This is a genomic window from Thermoplasmata archaeon (assembly GCA_038851035.1).
Classification (GTDB): Archaea; Thermoplasmatota; DTKX01; order VGTL01; family VGTL01; genus JAWCLH01.
This window is the reverse complement of the sequence record JAWCLH010000036.1, coordinates 1-26,452: the sequence shown is the minus strand read 5'-3', so window position 1 is coordinate 26,452 and position 26,452 is coordinate 1. Positions and strand designations below refer to the sequence as shown.

At 59.0% G+C, this 26,452-nt stretch carries 23 protein-coding genes and 1 tRNA gene; 14 read left to right on the top strand and 10 right to left on the bottom strand.

Annotated features, from left to right (window positions below; translation table 11 throughout):
• Window positions 1-188 precede the first annotated feature (188 nt).
• Window positions 189-1,625: a TIM barrel protein gene (locus QW379_09645; GenBank protein ID MEM2870660.1), complete on the bottom strand. Its 1,437-nt coding sequence runs from the start codon at window positions 1,623-1,625 to the stop codon at window positions 189-191.
• Window positions 1,626-1,729: 104 nt separating this feature from the next.
• On the opposite strand from QW379_09645, the gene QW379_09640 reads away from it, so the two are divergent.
• The 3 genes from QW379_09640 (at window position 1,730) to QW379_09630 (ending at window position 7,922) form a co-directional block, all read left to right on the top strand.
• The gene (locus QW379_09640) at window positions 1,730-2,587 is read left to right on the top strand and encodes an isopentenyl phosphate kinase (GenBank protein MEM2870659.1); all 858 of its coding nucleotides are present in this window, start codon (window positions 1,730-1,732) and stop codon (window positions 2,585-2,587) included.
• Between the two features lie 72 nt (window positions 2,588-2,659).
• The gene (gene fni, locus QW379_09635) at window positions 2,660-3,751 is read left to right on the top strand and encodes a type 2 isopentenyl-diphosphate Delta-isomerase (protein MEM2870658.1); all 1,092 of its coding nucleotides are present in this window, start codon (window positions 2,660-2,662) and stop codon (window positions 3,749-3,751) included.
• A 169-nt stretch (window positions 3,752-3,920) separates the two neighbouring features.
• Window positions 3,921-7,922, top strand: a complete 4,002-nt coding sequence (locus QW379_09630; protein ID MEM2870657.1) for a PKD domain-containing protein — start codon at window positions 3,921-3,923, stop codon at window positions 7,920-7,922.
• Here QW379_09630 and QW379_09625 read toward each other — a convergent pair whose 3' ends face one another.
• Window positions 7,923-8,144, bottom strand: coding sequence for a hypothetical protein (locus tag QW379_09625; protein ID MEM2870656.1), 222 nt, complete (start codon window positions 8,142-8,144; stop codon window positions 7,923-7,925).
• 317 nt (window positions 8,145-8,461) lie between these two features.
• On the opposite strand from QW379_09625, the gene QW379_09620 reads away from it, so the two are divergent.
• From QW379_09620 to QW379_09585, 8 genes are all read left to right on the top strand, one after another.
• Complete coding sequence (locus QW379_09620) at window positions 8,462-9,373, top strand: fumarate hydratase (GenBank protein ID MEM2870655.1); 912 nt, start codon at window positions 8,462-8,464, stop codon at window positions 9,371-9,373.
• Window positions 9,374-9,976: a FumA C-terminus/TtdB family hydratase beta subunit gene (locus QW379_09615; protein MEM2870654.1), complete on the top strand. Its 603-nt coding sequence runs from the start codon at window positions 9,374-9,376 to the stop codon at window positions 9,974-9,976.
• 115 nt (window positions 9,977-10,091) lie between these two features.
• Complete coding sequence (locus QW379_09610) at window positions 10,092-10,634, top strand: Rab family GTPase (protein ID MEM2870653.1); 543 nt, start codon at window positions 10,092-10,094, stop codon at window positions 10,632-10,634.
• A 9-nt stretch (window positions 10,635-10,643) separates the two neighbouring features.
• Complete coding sequence (locus QW379_09605) at window positions 10,644-11,642, top strand: DUF835 domain-containing protein (protein MEM2870652.1); 999 nt, start codon at window positions 10,644-10,646, stop codon at window positions 11,640-11,642.
• 6 nt (window positions 11,643-11,648) lie between these two features.
• The gene (locus tag QW379_09600) at window positions 11,649-12,215 is read left to right on the top strand and encodes a Rab family GTPase (GenBank protein MEM2870651.1); all 567 of its coding nucleotides are present in this window, start codon (window positions 11,649-11,651) and stop codon (window positions 12,213-12,215) included.
• A gap of 12 nt (window positions 12,216-12,227) precedes the next feature.
• Window positions 12,228-12,707 (top strand): V4R domain-containing protein, encoded by a 480-nt coding sequence (locus QW379_09595; GenBank protein MEM2870650.1) that lies wholly within the window; start codon window positions 12,228-12,230, stop codon window positions 12,705-12,707.
• A 50-nt stretch (window positions 12,708-12,757) separates the two neighbouring features.
• The gene (locus QW379_09590) at window positions 12,758-13,456 is read left to right on the top strand and encodes a hypothetical protein (protein MEM2870649.1); all 699 of its coding nucleotides are present in this window, start codon (window positions 12,758-12,760) and stop codon (window positions 13,454-13,456) included.
• A 34-nt stretch (window positions 13,457-13,490) separates the two neighbouring features.
• Window positions 13,491-14,411, top strand: coding sequence for a site-specific DNA-methyltransferase (locus tag QW379_09585; protein ID MEM2870648.1), 921 nt, complete (start codon window positions 13,491-13,493; stop codon window positions 14,409-14,411).
• Here QW379_09585 and QW379_09580 read toward each other — a convergent pair.
• From QW379_09580 to QW379_09570, 3 genes are all read right to left on the bottom strand, one after another.
• A tRNA-Pro gene (locus QW379_09580) sits at window positions 14,393-14,466 on the bottom strand. The genes QW379_09585 and QW379_09580 overlap by 19 nt on opposite strands.
• 112 nt (window positions 14,467-14,578) lie before the next feature.
• The gene (locus QW379_09575) at window positions 14,579-15,202 is read right to left on the bottom strand and encodes a transglutaminase-like domain-containing protein (protein MEM2870647.1); all 624 of its coding nucleotides are present in this window, start codon (window positions 15,200-15,202) and stop codon (window positions 14,579-14,581) included.
• A gap of 9 nt (window positions 15,203-15,211) precedes the next feature.
• The gene (locus tag QW379_09570) at window positions 15,212-15,793 is read right to left on the bottom strand and encodes a MarC family protein (GenBank protein ID MEM2870646.1); all 582 of its coding nucleotides are present in this window, start codon (window positions 15,791-15,793) and stop codon (window positions 15,212-15,214) included.
• A 61-nt stretch (window positions 15,794-15,854) separates the two neighbouring features.
• On the opposite strand from QW379_09570, the gene QW379_09565 reads away from it, so the two are divergent.
• Window positions 15,855-17,183 carry a folylpolyglutamate synthase/dihydrofolate synthase family protein gene (locus QW379_09565; protein MEM2870645.1) on the top strand — a complete coding sequence of 443 codons (1,329 nt, stop codon included), beginning with the start codon at window positions 15,855-15,857 and terminating at the stop codon, window positions 17,181-17,183.
• A gap of 31 nt (window positions 17,184-17,214) precedes the next feature.
• Here QW379_09565 and QW379_09560 read toward each other — a convergent pair whose 3' ends face one another.
• The 3 genes from QW379_09560 to QW379_09550 form a co-directional block, all read right to left on the bottom strand.
• Window positions 17,215-18,213 carry a hypothetical protein gene (locus tag QW379_09560; GenBank protein ID MEM2870644.1) on the bottom strand — a complete coding sequence of 333 codons (999 nt, stop codon included), beginning with the start codon at window positions 18,211-18,213 and terminating at the stop codon, window positions 17,215-17,217.
• A 74-nt stretch (window positions 18,214-18,287) separates the two neighbouring features.
• Entirely contained in the window at window positions 18,288-18,548 is a 261-nt protein-coding gene (locus tag QW379_09555) for an integrase core domain-containing protein (protein MEM2870643.1), read from the bottom strand.
• Between the two features lie 12 nt (window positions 18,549-18,560).
• Entirely contained in the window at window positions 18,561-18,908 is a 348-nt protein-coding gene (locus QW379_09550) for a DDE-type integrase/transposase/recombinase (protein ID MEM2870642.1), read from the bottom strand.
• A 35-nt stretch (window positions 18,909-18,943) separates the two neighbouring features.
• Here QW379_09550 and QW379_09545 point away from each other — a divergent pair, with 35 nt between their 5' ends.
• Together QW379_09545 and QW379_09540 are read left to right on the top strand one after the other, a co-directional pair.
• Window positions 18,944-19,132: a hypothetical protein gene (locus QW379_09545; GenBank protein MEM2870641.1), complete on the top strand. Its 189-nt coding sequence runs from the start codon at window positions 18,944-18,946 to the stop codon at window positions 19,130-19,132.
• 113 nt (window positions 19,133-19,245) lie between these two features.
• A complete protein-coding gene (locus QW379_09540; GenBank protein MEM2870640.1) occupies window positions 19,246-23,001 on the top strand; it encodes an SBBP repeat-containing protein in 3,756 nt (1,251 codons plus the stop codon).
• Window positions 23,002-23,004: 3 nt separating this feature from the next.
• Here the strand turns inward: QW379_09540 and QW379_09535 are convergent, their stop codons facing one another.
• Window positions 23,005-24,939 (bottom strand): acetate--CoA ligase, encoded by a 1,935-nt coding sequence (locus tag QW379_09535; protein ID MEM2870639.1) that lies wholly within the window; start codon window positions 24,937-24,939, stop codon window positions 23,005-23,007.
• 221 nt (window positions 24,940-25,160) lie between these two features.
• On the bottom strand, window positions 25,161-26,303 hold the full coding sequence (oah, locus tag QW379_09530; protein ID MEM2870638.1) for a 6-oxocyclohex-1-ene-1-carbonyl-CoA hydratase: 1,143 nt from the start codon (window positions 26,301-26,303) through the stop codon (window positions 25,161-25,163).
• Window positions 26,304-26,452: the final 149 nt, after the last annotated feature.

The following is a 26,452-nucleotide window of genomic DNA, read 5'->3' as shown; positions in this document are numbered from 1 at the left end:
CATCTGCATAGGAAATGGAGGTTCTAGGATTCGAATCTTTCGGTGGGTAAGAGCTCCTATAAGAATTCTTCGGTTGCATTAGGTTCACTTACTATTCTGCACCGCCGCCGCTGGGGGGCCACAGTTGACTCATTGCTGGCGACAGCTCCCGAGCCTTTGACAGGGCGGGGAACAGAACTCCGGAAAAATCATTTTTTCTTCTTAGCGCTCACCTTCTTCACGCCCGAGGAGGCCTTCACAGTCTCCCTTTTTCGGGTGGACTGAATTCCACCGGTTCTTGACCCCACTCCGCCCCCGGCTCTGCCGCCTTCTGAGGTGCGGGAGGGTGTTTTACCTCCAGCCCCCGCCCGCTTCTTTGAGGGTTTAGTCCCAGGTTTAGGTGAGGCCGCGCTTGCGGGCTTTTTCACCAGCGGCATTCTTATGGCGCCACCGGTTTTTTTCTTTGGCGGAGCGGCTCTCCCGGCCTTTGCGGGGGCTGTGAGCGGCTTCCCGGGCGACGGTCTGGCCTGCTTCTTTTTTGGTTTCACTGGCGGCTTCTCTGGAGGCCCCGCGGGCTTTTTACTCGGTGGGGCAATGGGCCTGACCGGGGGCATTATGGGCGCCGCGGGCTTGACCTCCTCCCTGACCACCCTTGCCTCATTCTTCAGCAACACCCTCTCAAGAATGACCTTCATATACATTGCGTCGTGCTCAAGCAAGGGAGAGTCGGAGATGATGGTCACGTCGGGAAACTCCTCCGCGAGATACTCGGCCAAAGGCTCGAACCTCATGTCTCCTTTCTTAATCGGGGTGTACCGCAGCTCGTTGCCGCCTTCGTGCTCCACGCCGGAGAAGTGCGTGTAGAACTGGTTAAGATTCAGCGTCTCCCTGACCCTCTCGAAGAGTTCCTTGAAGTCCTCCTTTCGCTTCAGGCTGCCCCCCTCCCTCGCGTGGATGTGAGGGAAGCTCAATACGGGAATTACTCCGGGAACCAGCTTGCACAGGGCCAGAACCTCATCAAGAGCGCCGAAAATCACCCTCTTGCCGCTGGTCTCGACTCCTATAAGTGCCCTGATGCCCGTCTTGTCAAACCACTGCCTTATCTCCTTGATTTTCTGAACGAGTTTTGCGAGCGCCTCCTCCTTGGAGAATTCGTGGTAGAAGCCCACATGGGTCACGACAATATCTGCGCCGATTTCTTTCGCTACCAGACCCGCGTAATGTAGATACTCCACGCTCCTGGTCGCAAGCTCGTCGGAACCCAGGAGGTCCATGTAGTAGGGTGCGTGGATGGAGAGCTTGACATCTAGGTCCGAGGCGATCTCACCGAGCTCCCTCATCTCTGCGGCGTCGCGCCCCACACCCGAGTTAAGGGTGCGTATGATGTCGCCCTTCTCCAACCGTATGTCTGGAAGAAACACAGAGAGGGGCTTGCGGCCCCTCACTACATCCACCACGAACTCGTTGGCGATTTCCCGTGGCCTAAGCCCGACCTCCTCATCAGAGACGTATCTTTCAAAAAGGTTGACGCGAACGAACTGTATCTCCATTGCGTTAAGTCCGAGGGCGTGGACATCCTCAATGCCGTCCCTCTGGGTCCGGCCCTTGCAGGAGAGCGGGATGCCGCCGGGACCGAAGCGTATCATGGCAACCGCCGTTCGTTTGTTAGACATATAATAAAAGCCAAGTATTTAATATTGCTCGAATTCCTTATGTACTGCTACCCTGTTCTCCACAGCGGGAATCCACTTTGGACGTCGTAAAATTAGGCGGTAGCGTGCTGACGAACAAGAGGGAGGCGGGCGCAGGGCCGGTTTTCAGGACCGCCGTAGCCCGGAGGTTGCTCCGGGAGGTCAAGGCCTCGGGTCGCCGGGTCGTATTAGTCACGGGAGCTGGCTCTTTCGGCCACGTACTTGCAGAAAAATACGGACTCGCCGGAGGCTTCAGGGAGGACAGCCAATGGAATGGTTTTGTGGAGGTCGCCAGGGACGTCCGCCGCCTGAACCTGATGGTGCTCGACGAGGCCCTCAAAGCGGGAATAAGGGCGATATCGGTCCCGCCGAGCGTTTGCGCCCTCCAGAAGGCCGGGGAGCTTCACTATCTGGACGTCGGTGTTTTCAGAAGATACCTCGAGCAAGGCCTCACACCCGTGACATTCGGAGACGTATGTCTGGATCTATCGGAGATGAGGTTCTCAATCTGCAGCGGCGACGCCCTGACCCGGTATCTTTCAAAGGAGCTCGGGGCCGTGAGGGCGATTTTCGTGTCGGACGTGGACGGTATCATGGTCGGGGAGGGGAGGCTGGCGGAAGAGTTCGGTGAAGAGGACATCGGGAGGATAGCGCCCGCGGTGCCCGGCAGGTTGAGTGCCGCAAATGGGAGAAGGTCAGGAAAGGGGGGGAGGGCCCAGGAGCGTCCGTTTGTCCAGCGGCCGGCAGGCAAAGGAGTAGCTGACGTGACGGGTGGGATAAGGGAGAAAGCCCGGCTCGCCCTAGAGATGGCCCGGGCGGGGACGGAGGTTGTGATTCTCAATGGATTAAAAAGAGGCAGACTCCTCGAGGCCCTCAAGGGCGGCCGACCCCTGGGAACGTGGTTCAGGGTGCGCTAGATACTGTCGAGGCCAGAGAGGGAGCAAGATAGGGAGCACGGGGTGATGAATGTGGGAGAGGGGAAAAACCGGATGGCTGCGCTCGGAAACTCACCAGCTTTGCGGACCAACATGGGGAGCCGGAAGAAGGAGCACGTCGAGATATGCCTTACAGAAGAGGTGTCCGGTCCCCGTTACTGGGACGATGTCTGTCTCGTGCACAACGCCCTCCCCGAACTCAATATGGGCGAACTCGACCTCTCGATAACGCTCTTCGGGAAGAGGCTCAGGGCCCCCATCATCATCGCAGGCATGACGGGCGGCTATCCCGAAGCGGAGGAAATCAACCGCAACCTTGCGGAGGCGGCGGCGGAGTGCGGCGTGGGCATGGGGGTTGGAAGTCAGAGGGCAGCCCTCGAGGACCCCTCCCTCGCGAGCACATTCTCGGTTGTTAAGGAGTACAAAGTGCCTCTCGTCATAGGCAACATCGGAGCCCCCCAGCTCGTGAGGCAGGGGGAGAAGAGGCCTCTCGGTCTCGAGGAACTCAGAAGGGCGAGGAAGATGGTCGGGGCGGACGTGATGGCTGTCCACCTGAACTTTCTTCAGGAGGTGGCCCAGTGGGACGGCGACACGCAGGCGCGGGGCTGTCTGCGTGCGATTGATTCCCTTTCGAAAAAAATGCCCATCATTGTCAAGGAGACAGGTGCCGGAATATCTACAGAAGTCGGGAGGAGGCTTCTAGAAACCAGTATCGCGGGCGTGGACGTCGGGGGTGCGGGGGGTACGAGCTTCTCCGCGGTCGAGGCCTACAGGGCTGGAAAGAGGGGAATGAGGGTCAGGGAGAGAATCGGGAGCACGTTCCGTGACTGGGGGATTCCCACGCCCGTCTCCGTCCTAGAGCTCAGGAGCCTTCACAGAACCCTGCCGATCATCGCCACAGGAGGAATTCGAACGGGGTTGGACTGCGCCAGAGCCCTTGCCCTGGGAGCGAGCGCTGCGGGCATTGCCCTACCGCTTCTGAAGCCCGCGACCCGGGGAGCTGGAGCGGTGAAGGAAGAATTGGAGACGCTGATAAGCGAGCTCAGGGCGGCAATGTTCCTGACAGGCTCGGCGAGCGTGGCGGATATGGCAAAAGCAGACTATGTGCTGAAGGGCGAGTGCGCCCTGTGGGCCGCAAGAAATTAAAAGCTGATAGCGGAACCGCGGAAGGACAGTTGGAAATGAGGCGTAGCGGGTGGAGCGGGGGGCGTTGAAAAATATGTGCCGGGGGCACAGGCTTAGTAATATATACCTTTAAATACGCACCAGAATTATTATATCATTTATAGTAATTTAGTAGCTGGCTGGTGGGTCAATGTCGAGACGCTTTCAGGCAGGTATCGCTATCTTTTTAGTACTAGTCGCCCTCACGCCCCCGCCGGGCGCAGGGAAGTCGGAGAGCCAGACGAGGCTCGAGCTCGAGACATTCTCGGATGGCTCCATGGAGGCCCGTCTCTTCTTTTCTGTCCCTGGAGACATGCTCACCTCCGTTCGAATGCCAAAGAAGGTGACGATTCTAAGCGCCGAGGTGGACGTCAGCGGAGCTCCCTATGTCTGGAACGAGAGCTTCATCCATACGGAGAAGGCGGATTTCGAACGATTCAACCCAATCTACCGTCTGGACCTGAACACCACACCGGGGGCTGTCATGCTTGATAAACCCTACGACGACGATTTCAATGACCAATTCCTAGCCTTGAAGTGGAGGTGGCTCACCCCTCCCGCATACTACGATGAGGGCCTCCAAGTCCCCGGCCACCTAAGGGTTGTCTCGAACGCCAACACCACATTCTGGGGCACCCAGACCAACGGAAGCTTTCTTTATCAGAATATGTCTGGCTGGTATGGCTGGAGAGTCATCACCAAAATAACAAGCTCCCCGACGAGCCCATTACAGAGAGCGGGCATCGTCGTCTTCAACACCACTAGAGAGTGGATTGAGTTTTCCTACGGCATGCTGCCGGGCGGGCTGGGGATAATGAGAACCAGCACAACCAGTGGCTCATCCTCCCAAGTGAATACCTCGCTCAGCAACGAGACCGTCTGGCTGCAGCTTGAGAAGATCAGCTCCGGAACCTGGCGCTTCTACTACTCACTCAACGGCGAGAACTGGACACTCTTTAGCGCTGCAAATCTGAGCAAGACATTCCCCAGCTATCCCCAGAGCCTTCAGGTCGGGCTGGTTGTAATGGACGGAAACAGCGGGCTGGGCCACACCGCCGACATCGACTACTTCTGGACCGATCAGTACTTCACCGGAGGCTACATGACCTCGCCCGTGATTGAGCTCGATGGCACCATCCAGTCGGCGACGCTGAGCTGGAACTTCAGTGTTCCCGGGAGCGGATACAACGTTACCATCGGGGCCAAGGTCAACCCAGGCCAGGCCACCTTCGACCAGCTCACCAACGGCATCCCCTTCAACTTCACATCGCAGGGCACGAGCTTCTGGTACAATGTGAGCTTCGTGACGCCAAGCGGGGCTGCGAACGCCACCCCGGTGCTCAGGGAGGTGAGGGGCAACATCACGCTCAAGGACAACCCCTTCAATTGCTCGGTGGACGTCGGAGCGGACGGCACGGCCGAGTGGAGGCAAAGCGGGAGCATTGGCCCCTCGCCCTACCACATCGTTTTCAGCGAGGCCCTGAGCGCCGCTATACAGGCCGCGGAGCCGGATACGCAGGGCCGGGTCGAGGTTCCGATACGGGTTAGTTCAGAAGGTAAGGGCCTTATAAGTCTCACGAACCTCACAATAGCCTATGTTCTGAACTCGCCGCCCTCCGTTGTTACCCCAATCGCCCCTGAGAATGGCACTTACATCACCACCCTCACCCCGACCTTCACCCTGAATGCCACAGACCCCGACGGCGGGACGATATGGTTCGAGCTCGAGATATACTTCAAGGGCGCCACCAGCCCCACGCACAGGACAAACCAACTATCAAACGCGGCGGGCTGGACCACGACAAACTACACATCGGGCGAGGAGGCGAGCTACACGGTACCCATCGCCTACAAACTCGCGGATGGAAGGACCTATGTATGGAGAGCCAGGGCCAACGACGACTGGGTCTGGGGCCCGTGGTCAGAGTTCAGGGAGTTCACGATCGACACCACCCCGCCCGTCGGCTGGGTGATGGACGACGGGGCCGAAACCTCTGACCCGACCAGCCTGCACGCGGTTCTCGCCTTCACCGACGATGAGTCCGGGGTCGTTAAATACGAGTATGGTGTGGGGACCTCCAAAGACAAGCCCAACATCGCCCCCTTCGCGGAAACCACCGAGTCCAGCGTCACCGTTCGCAACTTGACTCTCGTCTACGGCTTTAAGTACTATTTCATCGCAAGGGCGATGAACGGAGCGGGCCTCTGGTGTGACTACGTCGCCTCCGACGGAATCTCGCTGAGGAAGGGCGCTGTGAATTACCTGCCCACCGTCTCCATATCTTCTCCCTCCGATGGCGAGACCCTCTCGGGCGTGGTCACGGTGTCCGGAGCGGCGAGCGACATCGAGTTCCTGGACACCATAACGGTCTATGTTCAGGTGGACAGCGGAGAGTGGCTTGAAGCGAGCGGGAACTACTCCTGGGCCATCGACATTGACACCACGAAGTACGAGGACGGAAGACACACCATCACGGCGAAGGCGTGGGACGGTAAGGCCTATTCAGAGCTTGCGAGGGTGAACGTAACCTTCAGAAACAAACACGAGCTGGAGCTGGTCTCCGCAGACCCACCCCCTGGCCCACAGGTTGCGGAGAACTCAAGCCTGACATTCTCTGTGGAGGTCCACGATCCCCTGGACCGCGTGCTGAGCTACAGGTGGCTCGTGGACGGCGTCGTCCAGGTCGGTGAAACCGGCCTCTCCTTCGCCTACATACCCTCTTACACGGACGCCGGTGTGCACAATGTGACTGTCTCCGTCTACGCCACGGGAGCGGAACTCAACCACACCTGGACGGTGACCGTCCTGAACCAGAACAGGCCGCCGACCGCGCGCATCGCCCTGCCCGGCCAGCAGGAGCGCTTCAGGGTGAAGCAGGAGGTGACCTTCGACGCCACGGGCTCCTCGGACCCCGACCCAGATGACACCCTCACCTATCACTGGGAGTTTGGTGATGGCACGAGCGCCGACGGGCTGAGGACCACGCACAGGTACCTGAAGGCCGGGACCTACACCGTGACGCTTCAGGTCAGCGACTCCTACTCCTTCAACATCCAGACAGTCGAAATCGTCATCGTTGAGGAGGCCGCGGCAGGGCAGAGCTTCCTCGACACCTACGGCGTCTACATTGGTGGCGCGCTGGCTCTTCTAATAATCCTAGTGCTCCTAGGCATCTTTGCGAGTCGCAGGAAGCCAGAGGAGAGACCAGGAGTGAGGAGAAGGGAGGAGGAGAGGGAGGCGAGAAGGGCCCGGAGGCCCGCGCCCGCTGGTGTGGAGGCGAGACCGGAGGGCGAGGCCGAGCCCGGCTTCCGCGCCGGAGCTCCGCCTGAAGAAGAGGCCCTGCCCGCATTCGACGTACAACCGCTTTCCCCGGAGGAGGCGGCGGCGCTCTCGGCGGCTGAGGCGGGTCACCCAGGGCCGGTCCAGGAGACCGCTCCGCAGCCGCCCTATCAGCCTGCGGTCCCGTCCTACGAGGCTCCGGCGCCGGCTTACGAGCAGCCCGCGCCCTCCTATGAAGAGCCGGTTTACGGTTATGGTGCCCCTGAGGGGGCGCAGAGGCCGGCGTGGGCCGCGCCCACGCCGGCGGCTGTGCAGCCATCTCGTGCACCAGCTCCCGCATGGGCCGCGGCCGCTTCCGCCTCCCGCCCCGCAGGGGCGGCGCCCGCGGCACCCGCGCCACCCCCCGAGGCTCCGGCCCCGGCCGCTCCCAGCGCTCCCGGGACGTATGACGAGATTCAGAGAATTCTGGAAAGGTTCGTTCCGGCGGAGACGATGGAGACCGCCCCGCCCGCGGCTCCGATCGCGGCCGGAGGAGCGCCTCCGCCTGAAGGTGAGAATCTGGAGGACATACTCAAAACGCTCAGAGGCGTGAGCGAGTCCCTCGGAGCCCCGGAGGCCCTCGCCCCGCCCTCCCCGCACCCCCCAGCAGCGCCAGTCCCTGCGGTTCAATATACCGCTCCCGCTCCGGCGGCCGCAGCCCCGCCCGCCGCCCCCGCCCGCAGACCCGCGCCTGCCTGGCCGCGGAAGGGCGCGACGAAGCGCATCCTCCGCTGTCCCCAGTGCAAGGCGATATTTGAGGTCGTGGACACTGGCGAGAGGCCGCTGGCAATTAAATGCCACGCGTGTGGAAAGGAGGGCTTTCTTAAAAAGTAGCTACTTCTTTCCCCCGTCCGGGGCGAGGGTGTACAGGTAGTAGCCGGCGGCCCCTATGCCGACCATTAAGATTACGACGGAGTAGAGGCCGATGTCGAGGAAGGCGTTGTGGAGCGAGCCCCAAATTATATATAGCAAAATACCCAGCAGCATCAGGGCGAGATAGAGGGTTCTGGCCCAGTTGACCTTTCTCAGCCGTGCTAGTGCCCTTCGCTCTCCCATCGCATCAACCCTAGAAATCAGCCCCTATTTAACACTGATGGAGCTACCAGCCAATGCTGGGGGACTATTCGTCCGCCGAGCCCAAACCACCTCTCCTTAGTTATCATCGTGTTGATGCTGAGGCACTGGGCAATGCCCCTCAGGTTTGGAAATAGACTGCGCAGTTCACCTCAAGCCCACGAGATTGATGAGCGAAAAAACATTCAGTCGGAAGTGTTATTATCGTCGAAGCCTCTGGGGCGGGGCGGGGATGTGCAGGACGCTGGGGACTGATAGAGCGAGTAGAGGGGTGAGACCATACGAACGGGGGCGAGGAAATGGCCGAGGGCTTTAATATAAAAATCATAGAGCAAACGGCGGTCGAGCTGCTCAGGATGGCGGTGACAAGCCTGCCAGAGGACGTAGTGGCCGCTCTCAGGCGAATGCACGATGAGGAGACCGAGCCGGCGCCGAAGATGCAGCTCGCGGCGATTCTGGAGAACCTCAAACTGGCGGAAGAGAGCGGGACGCCCCTCTGTCAGGACACGGGCATCCATGTCTTCTTCGTCCGGGGGCCCTTTCACCCCAATTTTCCTGTTCGCCTGGGCGATATCGAGGAAGCGATAAGGAGGGGCGTGGAGAGGGCGACGAAGGAGATACCGCTCAGGCCCAACGCCGTGCATCCCCTGACCAGGAAGAACTCCGGGACCAATCTGGGTGCTCATCTCCCCTGTGTCCTCTTCGAGCCCTCGGATGAGAACTTCATCGAGCTGACCGCAATGCCCAAGGGTGCGGGCTCGGAGAACATGAGCGCGATGGCGATGCTGACCCCGAGCGCCGGGGAGAGGGGGGTTAAGAAGTTCGTCTTCGACACCCTCCTGCGCGCGGGCAGCAATCCCTGTCCCCCCGTGGTTCTGGGCGTAGGAATCGGGGGCTCGGCTGATCTCTCCCTCGCCCTAGCGAAGAGGGCGCTGTTCAGGCCGCTCGGGAGCCGGAACCCGGACCCCGAAGCCGCCCGTCTCGAGGAAGAGCTCTTCGACGCCCTGAACGGAATCGGCATCGGCCCGATGGGCCTCGGAGGCAGGAGCACCCTCCTCGGCCTCCACATAGAGCTCGCCCACTGCCATACAGCCTCCCTGCCGGTCGCCGTGAACATTCAGTGCTGGGCGGCGAGGAGGGCTACCGCGAGAATTCACCCAGACGCGCGGGTCGAGTGGTTGACGCACAAAAAATCGAGGGGGGTGGGCTAAGTGGCCGAATATCGCCTGAGGCTACCAATTACGGAGGGGGCCGTAAGGGCACTCCAGGCGGGCGACATCGTCCACCTGACCGGGGAGCTCTACACAGCCCGAGACGAGGCTCATATGAGGGCGCTGGAGCTATTGAGAGAGGGCAGGGAGCTGCCCGTGGCCTTCGCAAAGGGTGCCGTCTACCATTGCGGCCCCATCATGAAAAAGGAGGGCGAGGGCTGGAGGCTCGTCGCGGCCGGGCCGACGACATCGAGCCGCATGAACTCCCTCGAGCCGGATTTCATAGAAAAGACGGGTTCGAGGCTGATAATCGGAAAGGGCGGGATGGACGCCGGGGTCCTTGAGGCACTTAAAAGGCATGGCGCGGCCTATCTGGCCTTCCCCGGGGGTGCGGCGGTGCTAGCGGCGCGCAGGGTGAAGAGGGTCAAGGGGGTGCATTGGCTTGACCTAGGGATGCCAGAGGCCGTGTGGGTACTAGAGGCAGAGGACTTCGGGCCTCTCGTGGTCGCAATGGACGCCTCGGGCCGGAGCCTATATCTGGAGGCCTCGGCCTCCGTCGAGCGGCGCGCGGCCGATGTGAGGCGAAGGCTCGGCATTGAGTGAGGGGGCGACCCATGGGTGATTAATAAAGATATTATTAAGTATTGGAATGTTATATGTCTCTGCCCTGAAGCTCCACATGCTCACGCTCAAATAATGAAGAACCGGAGGCGAGGCCATGGCTGAAGTCCGGGAAGTGATAAAGAAGATATGCCTGCTCGGGGACCCCGCGGTCGGCAAGACCTCCCTCATTCGCAGGTACGTCTTCGACATGTTCGACGACAAGTACATTACGACCATCGGTACGAAGGTGACGAAGAAAACTGTGGTCGTGCCATCGAAGGGCGGCGGGGGCGGGGTCAGGATAACCCTCCTGATATGGGACATCCTGGGCCAGAGGGAGTACCAGAGACTGCACCCCGTCTACTACCAAGGAGCCGAGGGTGCGCTCATCGTCTGCGACGCGACACGGAGGGAGACGATGGGTAGCCTAGCGACTTGGGTCACGTCATTCAAGAACGTTGTGGGCAACGTGCCCGTGGTGTTCCTTATCAATAAGTCCGACCTCGTGGACATGGAGAGGTTCGACAAAAGTGAGATAGAGGCCCTGAGCAGGCAGCACGGAGCTCCCTACATGGCCACGAGCGCTAAGACTGGAATGAATGTTGAAAAGGCCTTCATGACCGTGAGCGAGGCGCTGGCGGCCACACTCAGCGGCTGAGGTGGTGAGATGGCAGATGGAGGCAACACAAATAAGAGCGATGAGAAGAAGCCGGTGCTCCAGACAGCCTTCTTCATCATGCCCGGCAACGCCCTCAGGAGCCTTAGGGACGAACTCCAGATATCGGCCGGGGAGAAGATGACAGAGGGGATTCTCTATAGGTACGGGTTCAGGTGCGGCGAGGGACAGATACAGAATATGGACATCGTCTGCGAGGACATGATAAGTATCTCGGAGGTGCTACCGGGGCTCTGGGGGAGCGTGGGCCTCGGGAGAATTCAGCTCAAGGACATCACCGACAGCGGGATGACGGTGATATTCAAGGAGTCTATAGAAGCGATGACGGTGGGCCAGACGCCAAAGCCCTCCTGCGACTTCACCCGGGGTTATCTTGCGGGGATGGCCTCAGCTCTCGCCAATAAGAAATTCATGGCCATAGAGACCGAGTGTATGGCTAAAGGGGACCCCGTGTGTTCCCATAAGCTCACTCTGGCCAAGGGAGAGGTGGTGCCGGGGCAGGAGGCCTCGGCCGCCACGGAGTCGAAGTACAAACTGGAGCGCGGTGTCAGCTATCTTGTCGAGGAGGAGACCCCGGAGATGAGCTACGACATATTCGTGGACATCGTTACCCACGGGGGGCAGGGGCTATGCATTACGAGAGATTATCCAGAGAAGGTCCGGAGGATGTACAACCTGAAGAAGACCCCGATTCTCTGGTTGTCAAATGCAGAAAGTGAGTATGCCATCGAGCCAGTCCAGCTCGGCAAGCTTTACCACCAGATAGAGGACTTCCTTAAGAAGAGCAAGGATAGCGCGGTGCTGCTATGTGGCATTGAGTATATCATCACGCAGAACAACTACACCTCGGCACTGAAGTTCCTCCAGCTTGTCCGCGACCAGATATCGATCTACGATTCCATTCTCATAGCGCCCATCAGCCCCTCCACCCTAAACGAGAGAGACCTGAAGATGATAGAGCGGGAGATGAAAGTGCTGACGAGGAAGTGAGACGGCATGGGGATGAAGGTCTCCGAAGTCATTAAAAAAATATGCATGCTTGGCGACCCTGCGGTGGGTAAGACCTCGCTGGTCCACAGGTTTGTGTTCGACGTTTTCGATGACAAGTACCTAGCAACAATCGGCACCAAGATAACCAAGAAGGCCATGATTCTCCAGTACCCAGAGCATGCCCTCGAAGTCAAGCTGACGATGCTGATATGGGATATCACGGGGCACAAGAGGCACATGAGCATCCACCCCGCCTACTACGAAGGCGCGGAGGGGGCCCTCGTCGTTGCTGATGCCACGCGCATGGACACCATCCACAATATGCGGAACTGGGTGGAGGGTTTCAGGCCGGTGGTGGGGAAGGTGCCAATGGTCTTCTTGATAAACAAGTCGGATTTGATGAACCCAGCCACCTTCGACACAAAACCCGTCGAGGAGCTGGCGAAGGAGTACGGCTCAGTATACCGTCTGACGAGCGCAAAGACAGGCGCCAACGTTGAGAACGCGTTTACGATTCTGGGCGAGTACCTAGTGCAGGACATCGTGGAGAGGCGAAGCAGGCCCGGCCAGTGAGGGTCGATTGATATGGAAGAGAAAGAGAGCAGTGGGGGTCCGGAGAGAGAGGCCAGGATGGCCTTCTTCATTATGCCCACGGTGATGCTGAGGAGCCTGAGGCAGAAGGGCTCCGAGCTGATGACCGGGGAGCAGGTGCGCCGCCTCCTGTTCGAGTGTGGTGCCGACTGCGGTAGGGCGATGGTGAAAAAGATGGACATCACTGACGAGGACAGGGTGGACATCGGTGATACCATCACCGCTCTCTGGATAGAGATAGGACTGGGCCGCCTGCACGTGGAGTCGCGCGAGGAGGGGGAGCTGGTGGTCAACTGCGACGACTCGACCGAGGCGCTGGCGAACGGGAAGACGGGGGAGATGATGTGCGACCTGACCCGCGGCTACTTGGTCGGAATCGCCTCGGCTCTCTCCGGCCACGCCTGGGATTGCGAGGAGACGAGGTGCCTCTCTCACGGGGACCCGGAGTGCACCTACATATTGAGGGCTAAGTAGATTTTTCCAAGAACCCCTCGGGCGGGACTCGATGGAGGAGAGGGAAGATTATGAGCAGCTGGTCAAAGAGTCTGGAGAATCCGGAGGTAGAGCGCCGATGGGAGATTGTGAATTCGATCTGCGCACTTGCAGAAGACAATGTGGTCTACTCGGGAGCGATCTGGCCGCTCCTGGAGGTTCTCGAGAAGGGGGACGAGATATCCCAGAGCTTCGCCTTCCTGGCGATAGAAGCGATGATTCGCAACGAGATTGTGCTGGAGGAGATGTACTACGAGGCCCTTTCCCGGAAGCTTCTTTCTCCTAACCCCTTAGTCCGGGAGGGGGCGATGTGCGCCCTTGCGACTCTCGCATGTCGAGGGATAAGTAAAAAGGAGCTTCTGGAGAAGCTGATTCCCCTTATCTCCGACGAGGTGTACTGGGTGAAAGCGTCAGCAGCATCCATGATTGCGGCCCTGGCCTCGAAGAGCATCTTTAGCCCAGCGGCTCTGAAGCTCCTTATGGGACTCCTTAGCTGGCCCCAGCCGCCCGATACCGTCGTAGAGGCCGCCAACGCCCTCCGGGTCCTGGCCGAGGCAGGTCTCCTGGATCCACACTCAATACTACTGTTAGAAAAACTCAAGAACTCATCGCGGCCTGCAAGAGTCTGGGACAGCGAGATTGGCGAGGAGAGGGAGACGACTATAGGGAGGGAAGTCAGGAGAGCGCTCGAGAGCATACGGAGGAGCATAGGCGAGAGCCCCAATCCATAAGCCAGAGAAAGATGTTAGCGCCCGAGGGAGGCTGATGGGAGCGAAAGATGAGGGGTTTGTGGTCGTAGACTCCCCAGGCCGCCCTTCCCTCCCTCTTGAAGAGGTGATAAACAAGGTTATTCTCGGCAACGCATTCGATGTGTTGCCCAAACTCGCTAGCGAGTGCGTGGACCTTGTCTTCATCGACCCGCCCTATTTCCTCCAGCTGCCCGAAAAAAGGCTGCTTCGCTGGAACGTCAGGACAGTCGTGGACGCTGTGGACGACGAGTGGGACAAGTTCCCGTCCTTCGAGGAGTACGATGCCTTCTGCACCCGCCTCCTGACGGAGGTCAGGAGGGTCATGAAGCCCACCGCGACCATATGGGTCATCGCGACCTACCACAGCGTCTTCCGACTGGGGAAAATACTGCAGGACCTGGGCTACTGGATTCTGAACGACGTCATCTGGCTCAAGACCAACCCGATGCCGAACTGGCTCGGGGTGCGGTTCACCAACGCCACCGAGACCCTGATATGGGCGGCTCGGGACAGGTTCGCCAAGAAATACACATTCAACAAATCCGCGGCGAGGGAGTTTGGGGAGGGGAAGGTAGGGGCGAACGTCTGGCGAATACCGCTCTGCACGGGCGGGGAGAGGCTGAAGCGGGAGGGCGGGGGGAAGCTGCACTCGACCCAGAAGCCCGAGGAGCTGCTCAGGCGCGTGATCCTGACGACAACGAAGGAGGGGGACCTGGTGCTCGACCCGGTCGCGGGGACTGGCACGACGGGGTTCGTGGCGAGGTCGCTCAAGCGCGATTTCATAATGATTGAAATTAACCCGGATTACGTCGCGGGAATCGAGAGGAGATTCCAAGGTGCCAGAAAAAAGCCGGGGTGCGGAAGGGTTAGGCTGCCGGCGTATACGCCGGGACAGGGGGGCCCTGACCAATTATATAGTGGGTCCGCCCGGATTTGAACCGGGGTCTGATGGTCCCGAACCACCAAGTATAACCAAGCTAGCCCACGGACCCTCTGGGCGAGGGAGGAGAACGGGCAAGGAGATAATGAAGCTATCCCCTCTCACGTCAGGATGGCATTGTGTATCTTCGCCCGCCTGAAAGCAAGGGGGACCCCCCACTGCTCTCAGAGCTCCGCCGTCAGCCTCACTAGATGCGGGTAGGCCCTTCGGAGGGCCCGGGCAACCTCCTCTAGCGGAAAATCCGCCCTCGTGCCGTGGTCCGCGAGATACTCAATGTACACCCTTCCCTTCCTGTCGAGCCTGTGCAGGAGGGCGTCCATCCTCCCGTCGAAATCCACCGGGGCGATTCCGAATCTTTCGCAGTATCCGATATCGAAGGAAGGGGTGGCCTTGACCCATTTCTCATCGAGATACAGCTCGACATAAGTGTGGTAACACATGATGTCTGTTCTCAGCCTCTCGAGCGTCGTGGACGGCAGAAGGCGGTTTCTTATATCGGCGAAGTGTAGGCGCGAGGGTATGCCCGCAGCCCGCGCCAGAGCAGCTAGAAGAATCGCTTTGGTCATGCAGAACCCGTCTCCCCTCCGCAGTGTCTCCGACGCCCTGAAGTAGTCCCTGCCCGAGATTTCGTACAGTATCCTGCAGGGCAAACTGTCCCGGACGAAATAAAACAGCGCCCGCGCCCTCTCCACATCAGAAATAGCGCCGTAGGTCAACTCCCTTGCCTTTCCGTGGACCGATGATGCGCGCGCGTCGATAAAGAACGTTGGATGGAGGAACTCCTCCATTCCCTCACCTCAGAACCCGAGCCCCTCCTTTATGAACCTAACGCCCCAGGCGAGGGTTATCATGCCTAGAATCACCGTCATGAACTGAATCGGCGTCCTCCCTATTCTCTCGATGAGGCTCCCCGGGAGGCAAAAGAGGGCAGCGGTCAGGAGGAGCACAATCGTAACTGCGGTTCCTGTGACCACCATCCCGAAGTCTGAGACCGAGGCGATAATCGCCGTGATGGCCGCCGGGCCTGTGAGCAAGGGCGTGGCGATGATCGCAGCAATCGCCGGTGCGGAACCCCCAGCCTTCGGCTCGCCCTGTCCTAGCGGGTGCCCTAGCGACATCTGGACGCCGAATATCGCCAGAACGATTCCGCCGGCTATCTTGAAGTCGGAGATGGAGACATTAAACAGGTGTAGCAGCGGTTCTCCGACGAGCAGGATGGCGTAAGAAAGGGCCGCAGCGGCCAGAACCGTGTAAACTGCCGTCCTCCTGCGCTCCGGTGCTTTCATTCCGGCGGTCGCCACGGTGAAGACGGCGAAGCTCGCCAGTGGGTCGAAGATGACCACGAAGAGGACGATGAGCTGCGGCAGGTCCTCCAGCATTGCGGGGGCCAAAGTGGTTCGGGGAGAAAAGCATTACTACGCGCGATGAAATCACCTCCTCATGCCGGGTCTCGAAGTCCAGCGTTACCTTGAGGGTCTGGGGCGATTCGGAATTCACATGGGGCTGAGTCGCGTCCGGAGGCTCATGGAGGAGCTTGGCAACCCGCATCTCGCCTACAGGACCGTCCATGTCACGGGCACCAATGGCAAGGGCTCGGTGTGCAGGATGCTCGCCTGCATTCTCGAGAGCGCCGGATACAGGACCGGCCTCTACCTCTCCCCCCATCTCGAGAGGTTCAACGAGAGAATAAGCGTCAACGGCCGGAACATATCCGACGCATCCCTAGAGAAGGCGGTGAGAAAGGTGAGGCCGATTGTTGACGCGATGGCTGAGAAGGGGCATCAGTGCACGTATTTCGAAGCCACGACCGCAATGGCCTTCGAGCACTTTAGGCGCGCAAAGGTGGACATAGCGGTAATTGAGGTTGGACTCGGCGGGAGGCTGGACGCGACAAATGTCATCGAGCCCCTTGTGTCCGTCATAACGAATGTCTCACTGGAGCACACGGAGCACCTTGGGGCAACGGTAGAGAGGGTGGCGGCGGAGAAGGCGGGGATAATCAAGCCCAAAAGACCGGTCGCCACGGCCGCGTGGGACAGGAGGGCGCTCGAGGTCATAGAGAGCGTCGCAAAGAAGAACCGGAGCCCCTTCCACCTGATGCAGAGGGAGGTCCGGAGGAGGCCCCTCGGATGGGACCTCCATGGCCAGCGGTTCGACATCTACACAGACAACGGCCAGTACAGGGAGCTGTTCACCCCGATGCTCGGACGCTTCCAGCTCACCAACGCCGCGCTCGCCCTTCTGACGGCAGAGCTTCTTTCCGGCGCCGGGCTGAGGGTGACTGAAAAAAGCATTGCACGCGGAATTCGGAGGGCTTGGTTGCCTGGCAGGATGGAGCTGATAGAAGGCAAACCGTCGCTCCTCCTCGACTGCGCCCATAACCCCGGCGCGGCCGCCGAGGCGGCTGAGGAGGTTGCAAGGATAAAGGAGAGGGGCGGCTTCAGACGGGTTCATCTGCTTTTCGGAATCATGAAGGACAAGGACCTTAAAGGAGTGCTCGGGCCATTTCTGCGCAGCGCCGACACCCTGACCTACACTGAGTTCTCGAGCGAGCGCTCCATGCCAGTAGAGAGCGCGAGGTCCGAGGTTGTGGCCATCGCCGCAAGGGCCGGCGTGAGGGAGGTCTCGTTTTCGAAGCAACCGACGGAGGGCCTGGACGCGATTCTCGGGAGGGCGGACGGGGGCGATCTGGTCTGGTGCGGGGGCTCGATGTACCTTATCGGGGAGGTGAGGGGGGAGCTGAGGAGGAAGGGGTTGGTGGGGGGATAGGCCATTTTTATTCAGGCCTTTTTCCTCCCGGTCAAAATCCTCTCCCTTTTTTCCTCAGCATTAAAAGGAGCGTCACCACGACCGCAACAATTAAAATTGCGCTCATACTTACCAGCGCGCTCGAAAACGTGAGTTCGTAGTAGGTCACACACCGGACAATAGTCAGGTTGTTCCCCGCCGGGTCGGTCGTCTCGACGACCACCCGGTTCCTGCCCTCAGAGAGTCTGAGCTCATATGCGAATCTTCCGTCCGGCATGACCGGGACGGGTCGGCCGTTGACAGAAACCATGGAGCCGGGCTCGCTCCTCCCCTCAAGGAGGAACCGGGGAGTGTGGACGATGATGTCATCTTTCAGGTTGAGGCTCAGGTGCGCGATTGTGTCGATTGTGACCTCCAGAGTCTGCGTTTTTTCGGTGTTGCCCAGCCTGTCAGTGCTGTAGAACTCCAAAATATAACGTCCATCGAGGCTGTGGTCCCCGGCGGCCTCGACCCGGAGCTCATTTCCAGTCAGGAAGGGTGCTGCTGCTCTAATGCCCTTTGATATACGGAAGTAGGTGGCACAGACCCCGCTTCCCGAGTCCGAGGCACGGAGCTGAATTTTTATTGTTTCCCTTGAAAGATTGCAGGGCAGCAGGGCCTCTGTCGCTGGAGGGGAGGCATCCACGAAAACCCTCTGCTCCAGTACCTCCGATTGATAGTCGACATGCTCCACACACCGGTAATGCAGTACATGGGCTCCGGGTCGGGAAATGGTAAAGTTCCCATTAAAAATGAAGTAGCCCTCCCCGTCCAGCTCATATTCTATTCTTGCCACGCCGCTGCCGCTATCCTCCGCATCCAGCATTATCAAGGTGGCTTGAGTGATGAATACCTGTCTCCCATCGGTCAAATTCGGGCCGGAGAGCGTGATGTTCACTGTTGGGGGCCGGTCATCGATGCAGAACCATACCACGTTGTGTGGCTCCTCGTTTCCCGCGGAGTCGACACTCCAGAACGTCAGATTATGGTGGCCGGCAATGCTCTCCTGCACCGGTCCTGAATATTTGTGATATCCTAAAATTACTTCCTCTCGGCGCTTCCAGGTGGTCCTTGTTCTACCCATCCTCAGAACTCCTCCTTATGGACCTTTAAATACTCCTTCCGCTCATGAGGCCTGAGCTTGCGCACGAACGCCTGAATCGGGGTCTCGGCTCTATCCAAATTAAGACTCATATGCGGTTTGTCTGTATTGTACCACACTATTATCTCATCAAGGTTCTCGAACTCCTTCTCCCCATCGGGCCACCTTGCCCTCAATTTGGACTTAATGGTACCGAATACCCTCTCCACTTTTCCTCCGGTCTGAGGGTGCTTCACTCTCGACATTATGTGTTGGACCTAAATTCCACGCACCTTCATTAGCTCATGCAATTTTTCATCCAGGAAGCCCACAGCATCCTTGGAGATCTTCGTGAATTGGCTTCCGTGGTCCGTGAGGAGCTGCCTCGGGAAGCCGTATCTCTCTCCGGCTCTCAGGAAAGTTTCCCAGGCCACCATAGCCGTCGGGGCAGGGACCTGAGCGTATCCTACAATTAACCTGGAAGCGTCGTCTAGAATCACCAGTAGCCACTCCCCAGGAGACAGCTGAGTGTAGTCCATTTGCCACAGCGAATTGCTGTGACGGCGCTCGAAGCGCACCCAGCGTTTCCTCCGCTGTTTGCTGGGCATAGCCTTCACCCTGCCCATCACTTGAGCAGCTTCCAAAGGCGATTATGTGGTATATGAACCCCATAGCTCTCCTCAAGTCTCCCCTCCAGAGCGACAGGATGCAGGTGATGCTCGAGCTCACAGGCATATACAAAGTCAACTTCCTCAGAGGAAACCGGTTTTGGGGGTCTGCCGACCCGGCCAAGGCCTGGAAGAGGTTCATCGTTGTGGTACCTCCTTCGGACCTCCCTTATCCATCGTGAGGAGACCCCGAATTCCCTTGCTATCTTATAAATCGTGGCGTTCCCATGGTTCAAACGCCGGATTATCTCCGCCACATCTCTCCGGGAGAGCTTTCCCATGGGAGGTAATTGAAATGCTGAGAGGAAGTTATTTCGGGATATTACAGTACAGGGGCCTCTATGACGGGGTGGATCTGGTCTACCGCAGGGTTGGGAATGGAGTCAAGTACGAGTTCATCGTTCGGCCGGGGGCCGAGCTCTCCGATATCCAGCTCGAGTTCGAGGGCGCGGACCTCACCGCCCAGGGAGACACGCTATTGATCCGTACCAAGGCCGGAACCCTCGCGGACGAGGGTCTCGCTTTTTTTGAGGAGAGGGGGGATGAGAGGAGGCCGGTGGAGGGGAGGATGCTTGTCGGGCGGAATATCCTCTCCTATTCAGCTGAATACAATTCCAGTTCGACTCTCGTCATTGACCCCCTCATTCACTCCACCTATCTCGGCGGGGCGCTCGACGACGAGGGCAGCTCCATTAAGCTCGACCCCTCGGGAAATGTCTATGTCGCAGGAATCACGAGCTCCCTGGACTTTCCTGTCACACCGGGCAGCTTCGACGTTTCCTGGAATGGCAGTGACGATATCTTCGTCTCGAAAATGAGCCCGGACTGCTCCGAGCTGATTTTCTCCACCTATATAGGTGGTAAGGCGGACGACAGGTGCAGGGCGCTGGAGGTCGATTCTGATGGAGAGATTTTTCTGGCTGGTGACACACTCTCCCCGGATTTCCCCACCTCCGCCGGCGCGTTCTGCCGGACGTTCGGGCCGAATTCCAATGGTTTCGTCGTAAAACTGAGCGCGGGGGGCTCTGATATTGTGTTCTCAACATTCATCGGAGGCAGCTCAAGTGATGCGGTTGAGGCAATGGCTCTGAACGAGAGTGGCGAGATCTATCTCACGGGCCAGACGAGCTCCCTCGACTTTCCGACCACGCCGGATGCATATAAAGCGAAGACCCATCCCTATTCGGATGGGTTCGTCAGTGTGTTGAGTGAATCGGGCAATAAGTTGATCTTCTCAACAATCATAGGAGGGGGCAACCCTGACGATTTCGGGACGTCCATAGCAGTTGATTTAAAAGGAGCCATCTATGTCTGCGGACTGACGAGGGACCCGGGTTTCGCCACGACCCCCGGCGCTTATGATAGGACACTGGATGGACCAGCAGATGTCTTCGTTTTGAAGCTGAACTCCAGTAGAATTTCTCTGGACTACTCCACATTTGTCGGCGGAACAAACTGGGACTGGCCAGCCTCAATGGCCATCGACTCGCGCGGGAATGCATATGTCACCGGTTCGACCTATTCTACGGATTTTCCCGTGACCCAGGGAGCTTTCAATGAAAATTATTCTAGCGGAAGGGACTCCTTTGTTTTTAAATTAAATTCACGAGGCTCTGGGTTAATCTATTGTTCATATATTGGTGGGATAAGGCATGACTTCAGCAATCAGCTTGAACTGTGCGGAGATGGGAGAGTGATTATTTGCGGCGAGACAAATTCCTACGACTTCCCCGTGACGCGAGATGCATATCAAAGCGAGCTCGAGGGCGGCCGGGACGCTTTCATATCCCGCCTCAGTCCCGACGGCTCCAGACTCCTCCACTCGACCCACCTGGGTTCCTACTGCCTGGCGAACTCCATCGCCTCGCAAACCCTCAACCGGACCTACATAACGGGCATGACCTACACCTACGATTTCCCCGTCACGCCCGGGGTCTACGACACCACCTTCAACAATGGTACAGATGCCTTCGTGACGGCGCTCAGCCTGGTCCCTCCCCCCACCCCGCCTAAAAATCTGACCGCTCGCGAGGGCTACTCATATGTCCAGCTGAGCTGGTCACCGCCGGACGACCCGGGGGAGAGGCCGGTGGTCAATTATTCCGTCCACCGGGGCCACAGAGCATCAAATCTGACCCTTTATACTGTTCTGGGAGATGTCATGGAATTCAACGACACCGCTGTCGAGAATGGAGCTGTGTATTACTACGCCGTCGCCGCCTTCAACTCCATTCTCTGGAGCGAGCTGTCGATACCGGTGATGATCGTTCCGGGAGCGGCTCCGGGCCCTCCCCTCAACCTCTCGGCGGGGTCCGGAGGCGGCTTCATCCTGCTGGAGTGGGAGCCCCCCATCTTCGACGGCGGCCTGTCCGTGACTGCCTACAGAATTTATCGAGGGGAGGCCCGGACCAATCTGTCCAGGCTGGTACAGGTAGGAAATTGGAGTTACCGGGATAACGGGGTGCTCCATGGCGTTGAATATTACTACGCGGTCTCGGCGGTGAACGCGAAGGGCGAGGGCCCCCTCTCGGAACTCGCCAGCGCCCACGCCGCCAGAGCTCCCTCCCCCCCGCGGAACCTGAGCGCGAGACTGGATGGAAGATGGGTGGTCCTCGATTGGAGTCCTCCGCTGGATGACGGAGCCTCCCCCCTGCTTTCCTACAGCATATACAGACAGGAATCGTCCGGGGCCCCCGCCCTCGCCGCCGAAGTCAGCTCCTCGGAGCTTTCGTGGAGGGACGGGCCCTACGAGTCGCTGAACACGATTTACTATTACGCGACTGCCGTAAACGCCATTGGAGAGTCCGTCCCTACCGAGCCGGTGAGGGTGGACACCGGCACGTATCCTGGAGCGCCGACGCACATCAATATCACTCTCGGGAACCGGACCGTGGAGCTCAAATGGCTCACCCCGCTCTCGGACGGAAGGGCGCGAATTCTCCACTACAATATCTATCGCGGCGAGGCGCCGGACAGGAAAGAATTATTGAACTCCGCTGGACCCGGCGCGACCGGCTATACCGACGATTCTGTCGAGAGGGGCAGGGTCTATTATTATTGCGTCTCCGCTGTCAATGCCATTGGGGAGGGCCCCTTCAGCGATGAGGCCTCCATTTCTACGGACGGGCAGCCCCCCTCGCTCATTGTGGAGAGCCCCGCCAGCGGGACATACTTCAATGTGACAAGAGCACGGGTCTGGGGGAGAGCAGAGGATGACTTTGGGCTGGGAATCGTGGAGTTCAGTCTCGACGGAACCAGCTGGACGCTCTGCAATGGAACCTCAAATTGGTCGGTGGCCCACAACCTCATCGAGGGGGAGAATGTCATCCGAATTCGGGCGCTGGACATCTGGGGGAACGAGAACTCGACCGAGCTGCGTATCATGGTTGATCTGGAGAAGCCATTGATCAGAATAATCACGCCTGAGGGCGGAGCGATTCTGAAGGCACGGGATATGGAGATTAAAGGCCAGGCCTCCGACAATATGCTTCTCAGGGCCATCGAGCTGAGCATGGACGGGCTGAACTGGTCCCCGGCCTCCGGCTTGACGGAGTGGTCCGGCCGTCTTGAACTGGAGAGCGGCAATAATACAATCTACGCCCGGGCCACCGACGCCGCCGGAAACACGAACTGGAGCGAGTGCATCTGTACTGTGGATCTGGTGCCTCCCCGCGTGACCATTCTCCGACCTATCGGTAGAGAGCGCTATCGCTCCTCAGGCTCCCCCTTTTTCCTTGAAGTGTGTGGCACCGCAGAGGACGACACCAGAGTTGTTCTGGTTGAGTACAGTCTTGACGGGAAGGAGTGGGCCATGGCCGCTGGAAACGAATCGTGGTCCTTCAGGCTCGGGCTGGAGCCCGGGCGTCATGTGGTCTATGTACGGGCAACGGACAGGGCGGGGAGAACTGGGTATTCAGAGGTGTCCTTCTCATTTGACCTTGTAATTACTATATCGGCTCTCTGGCCGGTTGTGTTGGGCATCATGGTGACTGTCGCTGCAGCGTGCATCATTCTGTTTAAGAGGCATCATATGAGAAAACATCGTTCCTAGGCCTCATCCCATTCTCGGTATCTCCTCAATCGCCTGCGGGTTCTCTATTGACGAGACGTCGCCCAATTCTTTACCCAGAAACCTCGCCTTGATAACCCTCCGCACGATTTTGGCTGTCCGGGTCTTGGGCAGTGCGCTGACGAAGACAACATCCTCCGGCCTGTCCACCTTACCCAGCTCCCTGGCCACCGCGTCCTTCAGCTCCTCTTTGAGGGTCTCGGAGGGGCTGAAGCCCGGTCTCAGAACCGCGAAGCAGACGATTCCCTCGCCCTTGATTTCGTGGGGCACGCCGATCGCCGCGGCCTCGGAAACGGCCGGGTGCTTCATCAGGGCGGTCTCCACTTCGGAGGGCCCTATCCTTCGCCCTGCGACCTTGATGACGTCGTCCGCCCTCCCCAGAATGAACCAGTAGCCGTCCCCGTCCACGAGAACCCAGTCCCCGTGGTCCCAGACATCTGGCCAGCGCGACCAGTAGGTCTCGATGTACTTCTCGGGGTCCTTCCAGAGGCCTCGGGTCATCGATGGTGCGTGGCTCCTGGCTACCAGGTATCCCATCCTTCCGCGCACGGGGCGGCAGTCCTCGTCGACGCAGTCTATGTCCATCCCCAAGCCCGGACCGACGAGCGTCGTGGGCTTCAGGGGGCATATCGGGAGGGGCGCGAGGAAGCAGCCGATGATGTCCGTGCCGCCTGAGATGTTGATTATCGGGCACCTCCCTCCTCCTATGTTCTTGAAGTACCAGAGCCAGGAGGGCGGATCCCAAGGCTCGCCCGTGGAGCCGAGAATTCTAAGGCTGCTCAGGTCGTGCTTCTTGACCCAATCCTCGCCGGACCTCATCAGCATCCTGATGGCCGTGGGCGAGATGCCCAGAATGGATATCCGGTGACGCTCGACCATGTCCCAGAGCCTGTCGGGCGCGGGATAATCAGGCGCGCCCTCGTAGATAAAAACCGTCCCGGCGAGGTTGTGGTTGCCCATTATCATCCACGGGCCCATCATCCAGCCGATGTCGGTGAGCCAGAAGAAGAGGTCCTCATCCCGGATGTCGAAAAAGTAGGCCACCTCCTTCGCCACCTGCACGAGGGCTCCGGCGTGCGAGTGGACCGTGCCCTTGGGCATTCCCGTTGTTCCGGATGTGTAGATAATCAGCGCCGGGTCCATGGAGTCCATCTGCTCCGTTGGACAATCGGCCGGCTTGCCCCTGACAAAGTCGTGCCACCAGATATCGCGCCCATCGGTCCAGGGCACCTCGACCCCCGTTCTCCTGAACACAACCACCTTTCTCAGCGAGGGCACCTGTGCCGCGGCCCTGTCCGCCTCAGTCTTGATCGGGACGTGCTTCCCCCTCCTGTAGGAGCCGTCCGCGGTGAAGAGCAGCTTTGCCTCCGCGTGGTTGAGCCTGAGCGCGACGGCGGGAGCGGCGTAGCCGGAGAATATCGGTATCACAATCGCCCCGAGCTTCATGGCGGCGTACATCGCCGCAACGATTTCGGGGCACATCGGCATGTAGATGCCCACGGTGTCCCCCCTGCCCACCCCCGCCTCCCTCATCGCACTCGCGAGCCTGTTGACCTCGGAGGATAGCTGGGCGAACGTGACGGTCCTGGTCTCTCCGCCCTCTCCCTCCCAGACAACCGCCGCTTTGTGCCTCTTTGAGGATGATGCATGCCTGTCTAGGCAGTTGTGGACGATGTTTATTTTCCCTCCAACGAACCACTCGGTCCACGGGACGCCCTTCGACGCGTCTCGCAGCTTCCTGTATTTTTTATAGAACTCGATGTTCAGGTCCTCGATTATCGCAGGCCAGAACCAGTCAGGGTCCCGCGCGGATCTCTCTATCAGCCTCCGGTAATCTTTTATCCGGTGCTTCTTCATGAATTTCCAGATTCGAGTTGCCTCAATGAACTTCTTCGACGGCTTCCAAACCACACCCTTCATACCATTACGCCTCCTCTTTCCGCTTTCGCGGTCGCTGCATTCCGCGTCCGGGGAACCGCTCTCGGAGACCTGTGAGCCCCTCTTCCTCCACACATTCCACCGCGACAGCCCTCGGCATCTCTTCTTGCCACGCCAAGGACCCCCTCCTATTGCCCTAGTGTTACTCGAATGGCCCAATTGCCCCTGTGCCGATTCGTTCCTCCGCCGCTCACTCCTCCTTGTCACTGGTCCTCTTTTCTCGCCGGCTTCGCCAGCACCGCCCCCTCGAGGGCCTCGTCCACCCTCCTTCCCTCCGCGAGGAGCTGCCTGTACCTGATGAAGTCTATCACGTCGGTTCCCGTGAGCTTCTTCGTGTTGAAGGCGTTGAAGCCCAGGAAGGCCTCCGTGGACATGTTAGCGGCGAGCCAGTGCCTGTTTATCACCTTCGCCTGGTCCCAGAAGAACTTCTTCTTCAGCCGAATTCCATCTATTGATTTAATGAGGCATCCGGGGAAGAGATTCGTGAAGGTCCAAATGACGTCGTTCACAGATTTATCGAGCAGGGTGAAGTCAGTCTTGGCGCTCTTCAGGTACTCTCTGGCCCTCTTCGCTTCCTCTCCTGTTTTAAACTCTCCGTAAACAATCTCCCCGTCCTCAATGTATTTATCGGTAATGACCAGCGGGTTCCTGACCCACCTCTCCCCCTCCTTTATCACAGGCACGACCTTACTGAGCAGGCCCTTGAGCTTCATTTTGTAGGCGCTCCATAGCTCGCACGAGATGCAGCTCCACATCGCGTCCTCAATGCCCAGGTACCAGGGGAGGAAGTCGGTGCTCCCGCCGTCGGGCGCGGAGCCGTGCCGCGGTCCGGCCTGGCCGAAGACTGCGAGGTCGGATGAAATCGAGAGGTCGCAGGCCATCCCGATCTCCTGTCCGCCCGCGACTCTCATGCCGTTCACGCGACATATAACGGGCTTCTTGCAGTTAAGAATCGCGTCAACCATTCCATTGAACAAATCCATGTAGGACCCGTACTCTGCAGGCCTCTTGGAGTAGTACTCCGCATACTCCTTCGTGTTCCCCCCTGTGCAGAAGGCCTTGTCGCCCACAGCCGTGAAGACCGCCGCCACGGCCCTCCTGTCCATCGAAGCTTTGTTGAAGCCTGCGATGACCCCTTTGACCATCTCCGTCGTGTAGGAGTTGTACTGGGCTGGGTTGTTCAGGATAATCCAGGCCGCGTGGAGGCCCTCGACCGGTTTCCCGGAGGGGTCGAGAATGGGCCTTTTCTCGTACATCACGCCCGGAGCTTCCTTGCTGAAGTGCTCCTCGCCCCAGAGCTCGTGGTCCCTCAACACATCATCCTTCGGTAGCCAATCCAGAGACATCGCGTTCCCCCCCGCAGAGGATGAGGATTTTATTTAATAATGATTTCGGACTGGAGCGGCGGTGCAGAATAACCAGTTATCAGCCCTATAAATACCCCCCCCCAAATCCATCTATTCATCCCCCCTCTGAACCTCTGAAATTTCTCAGG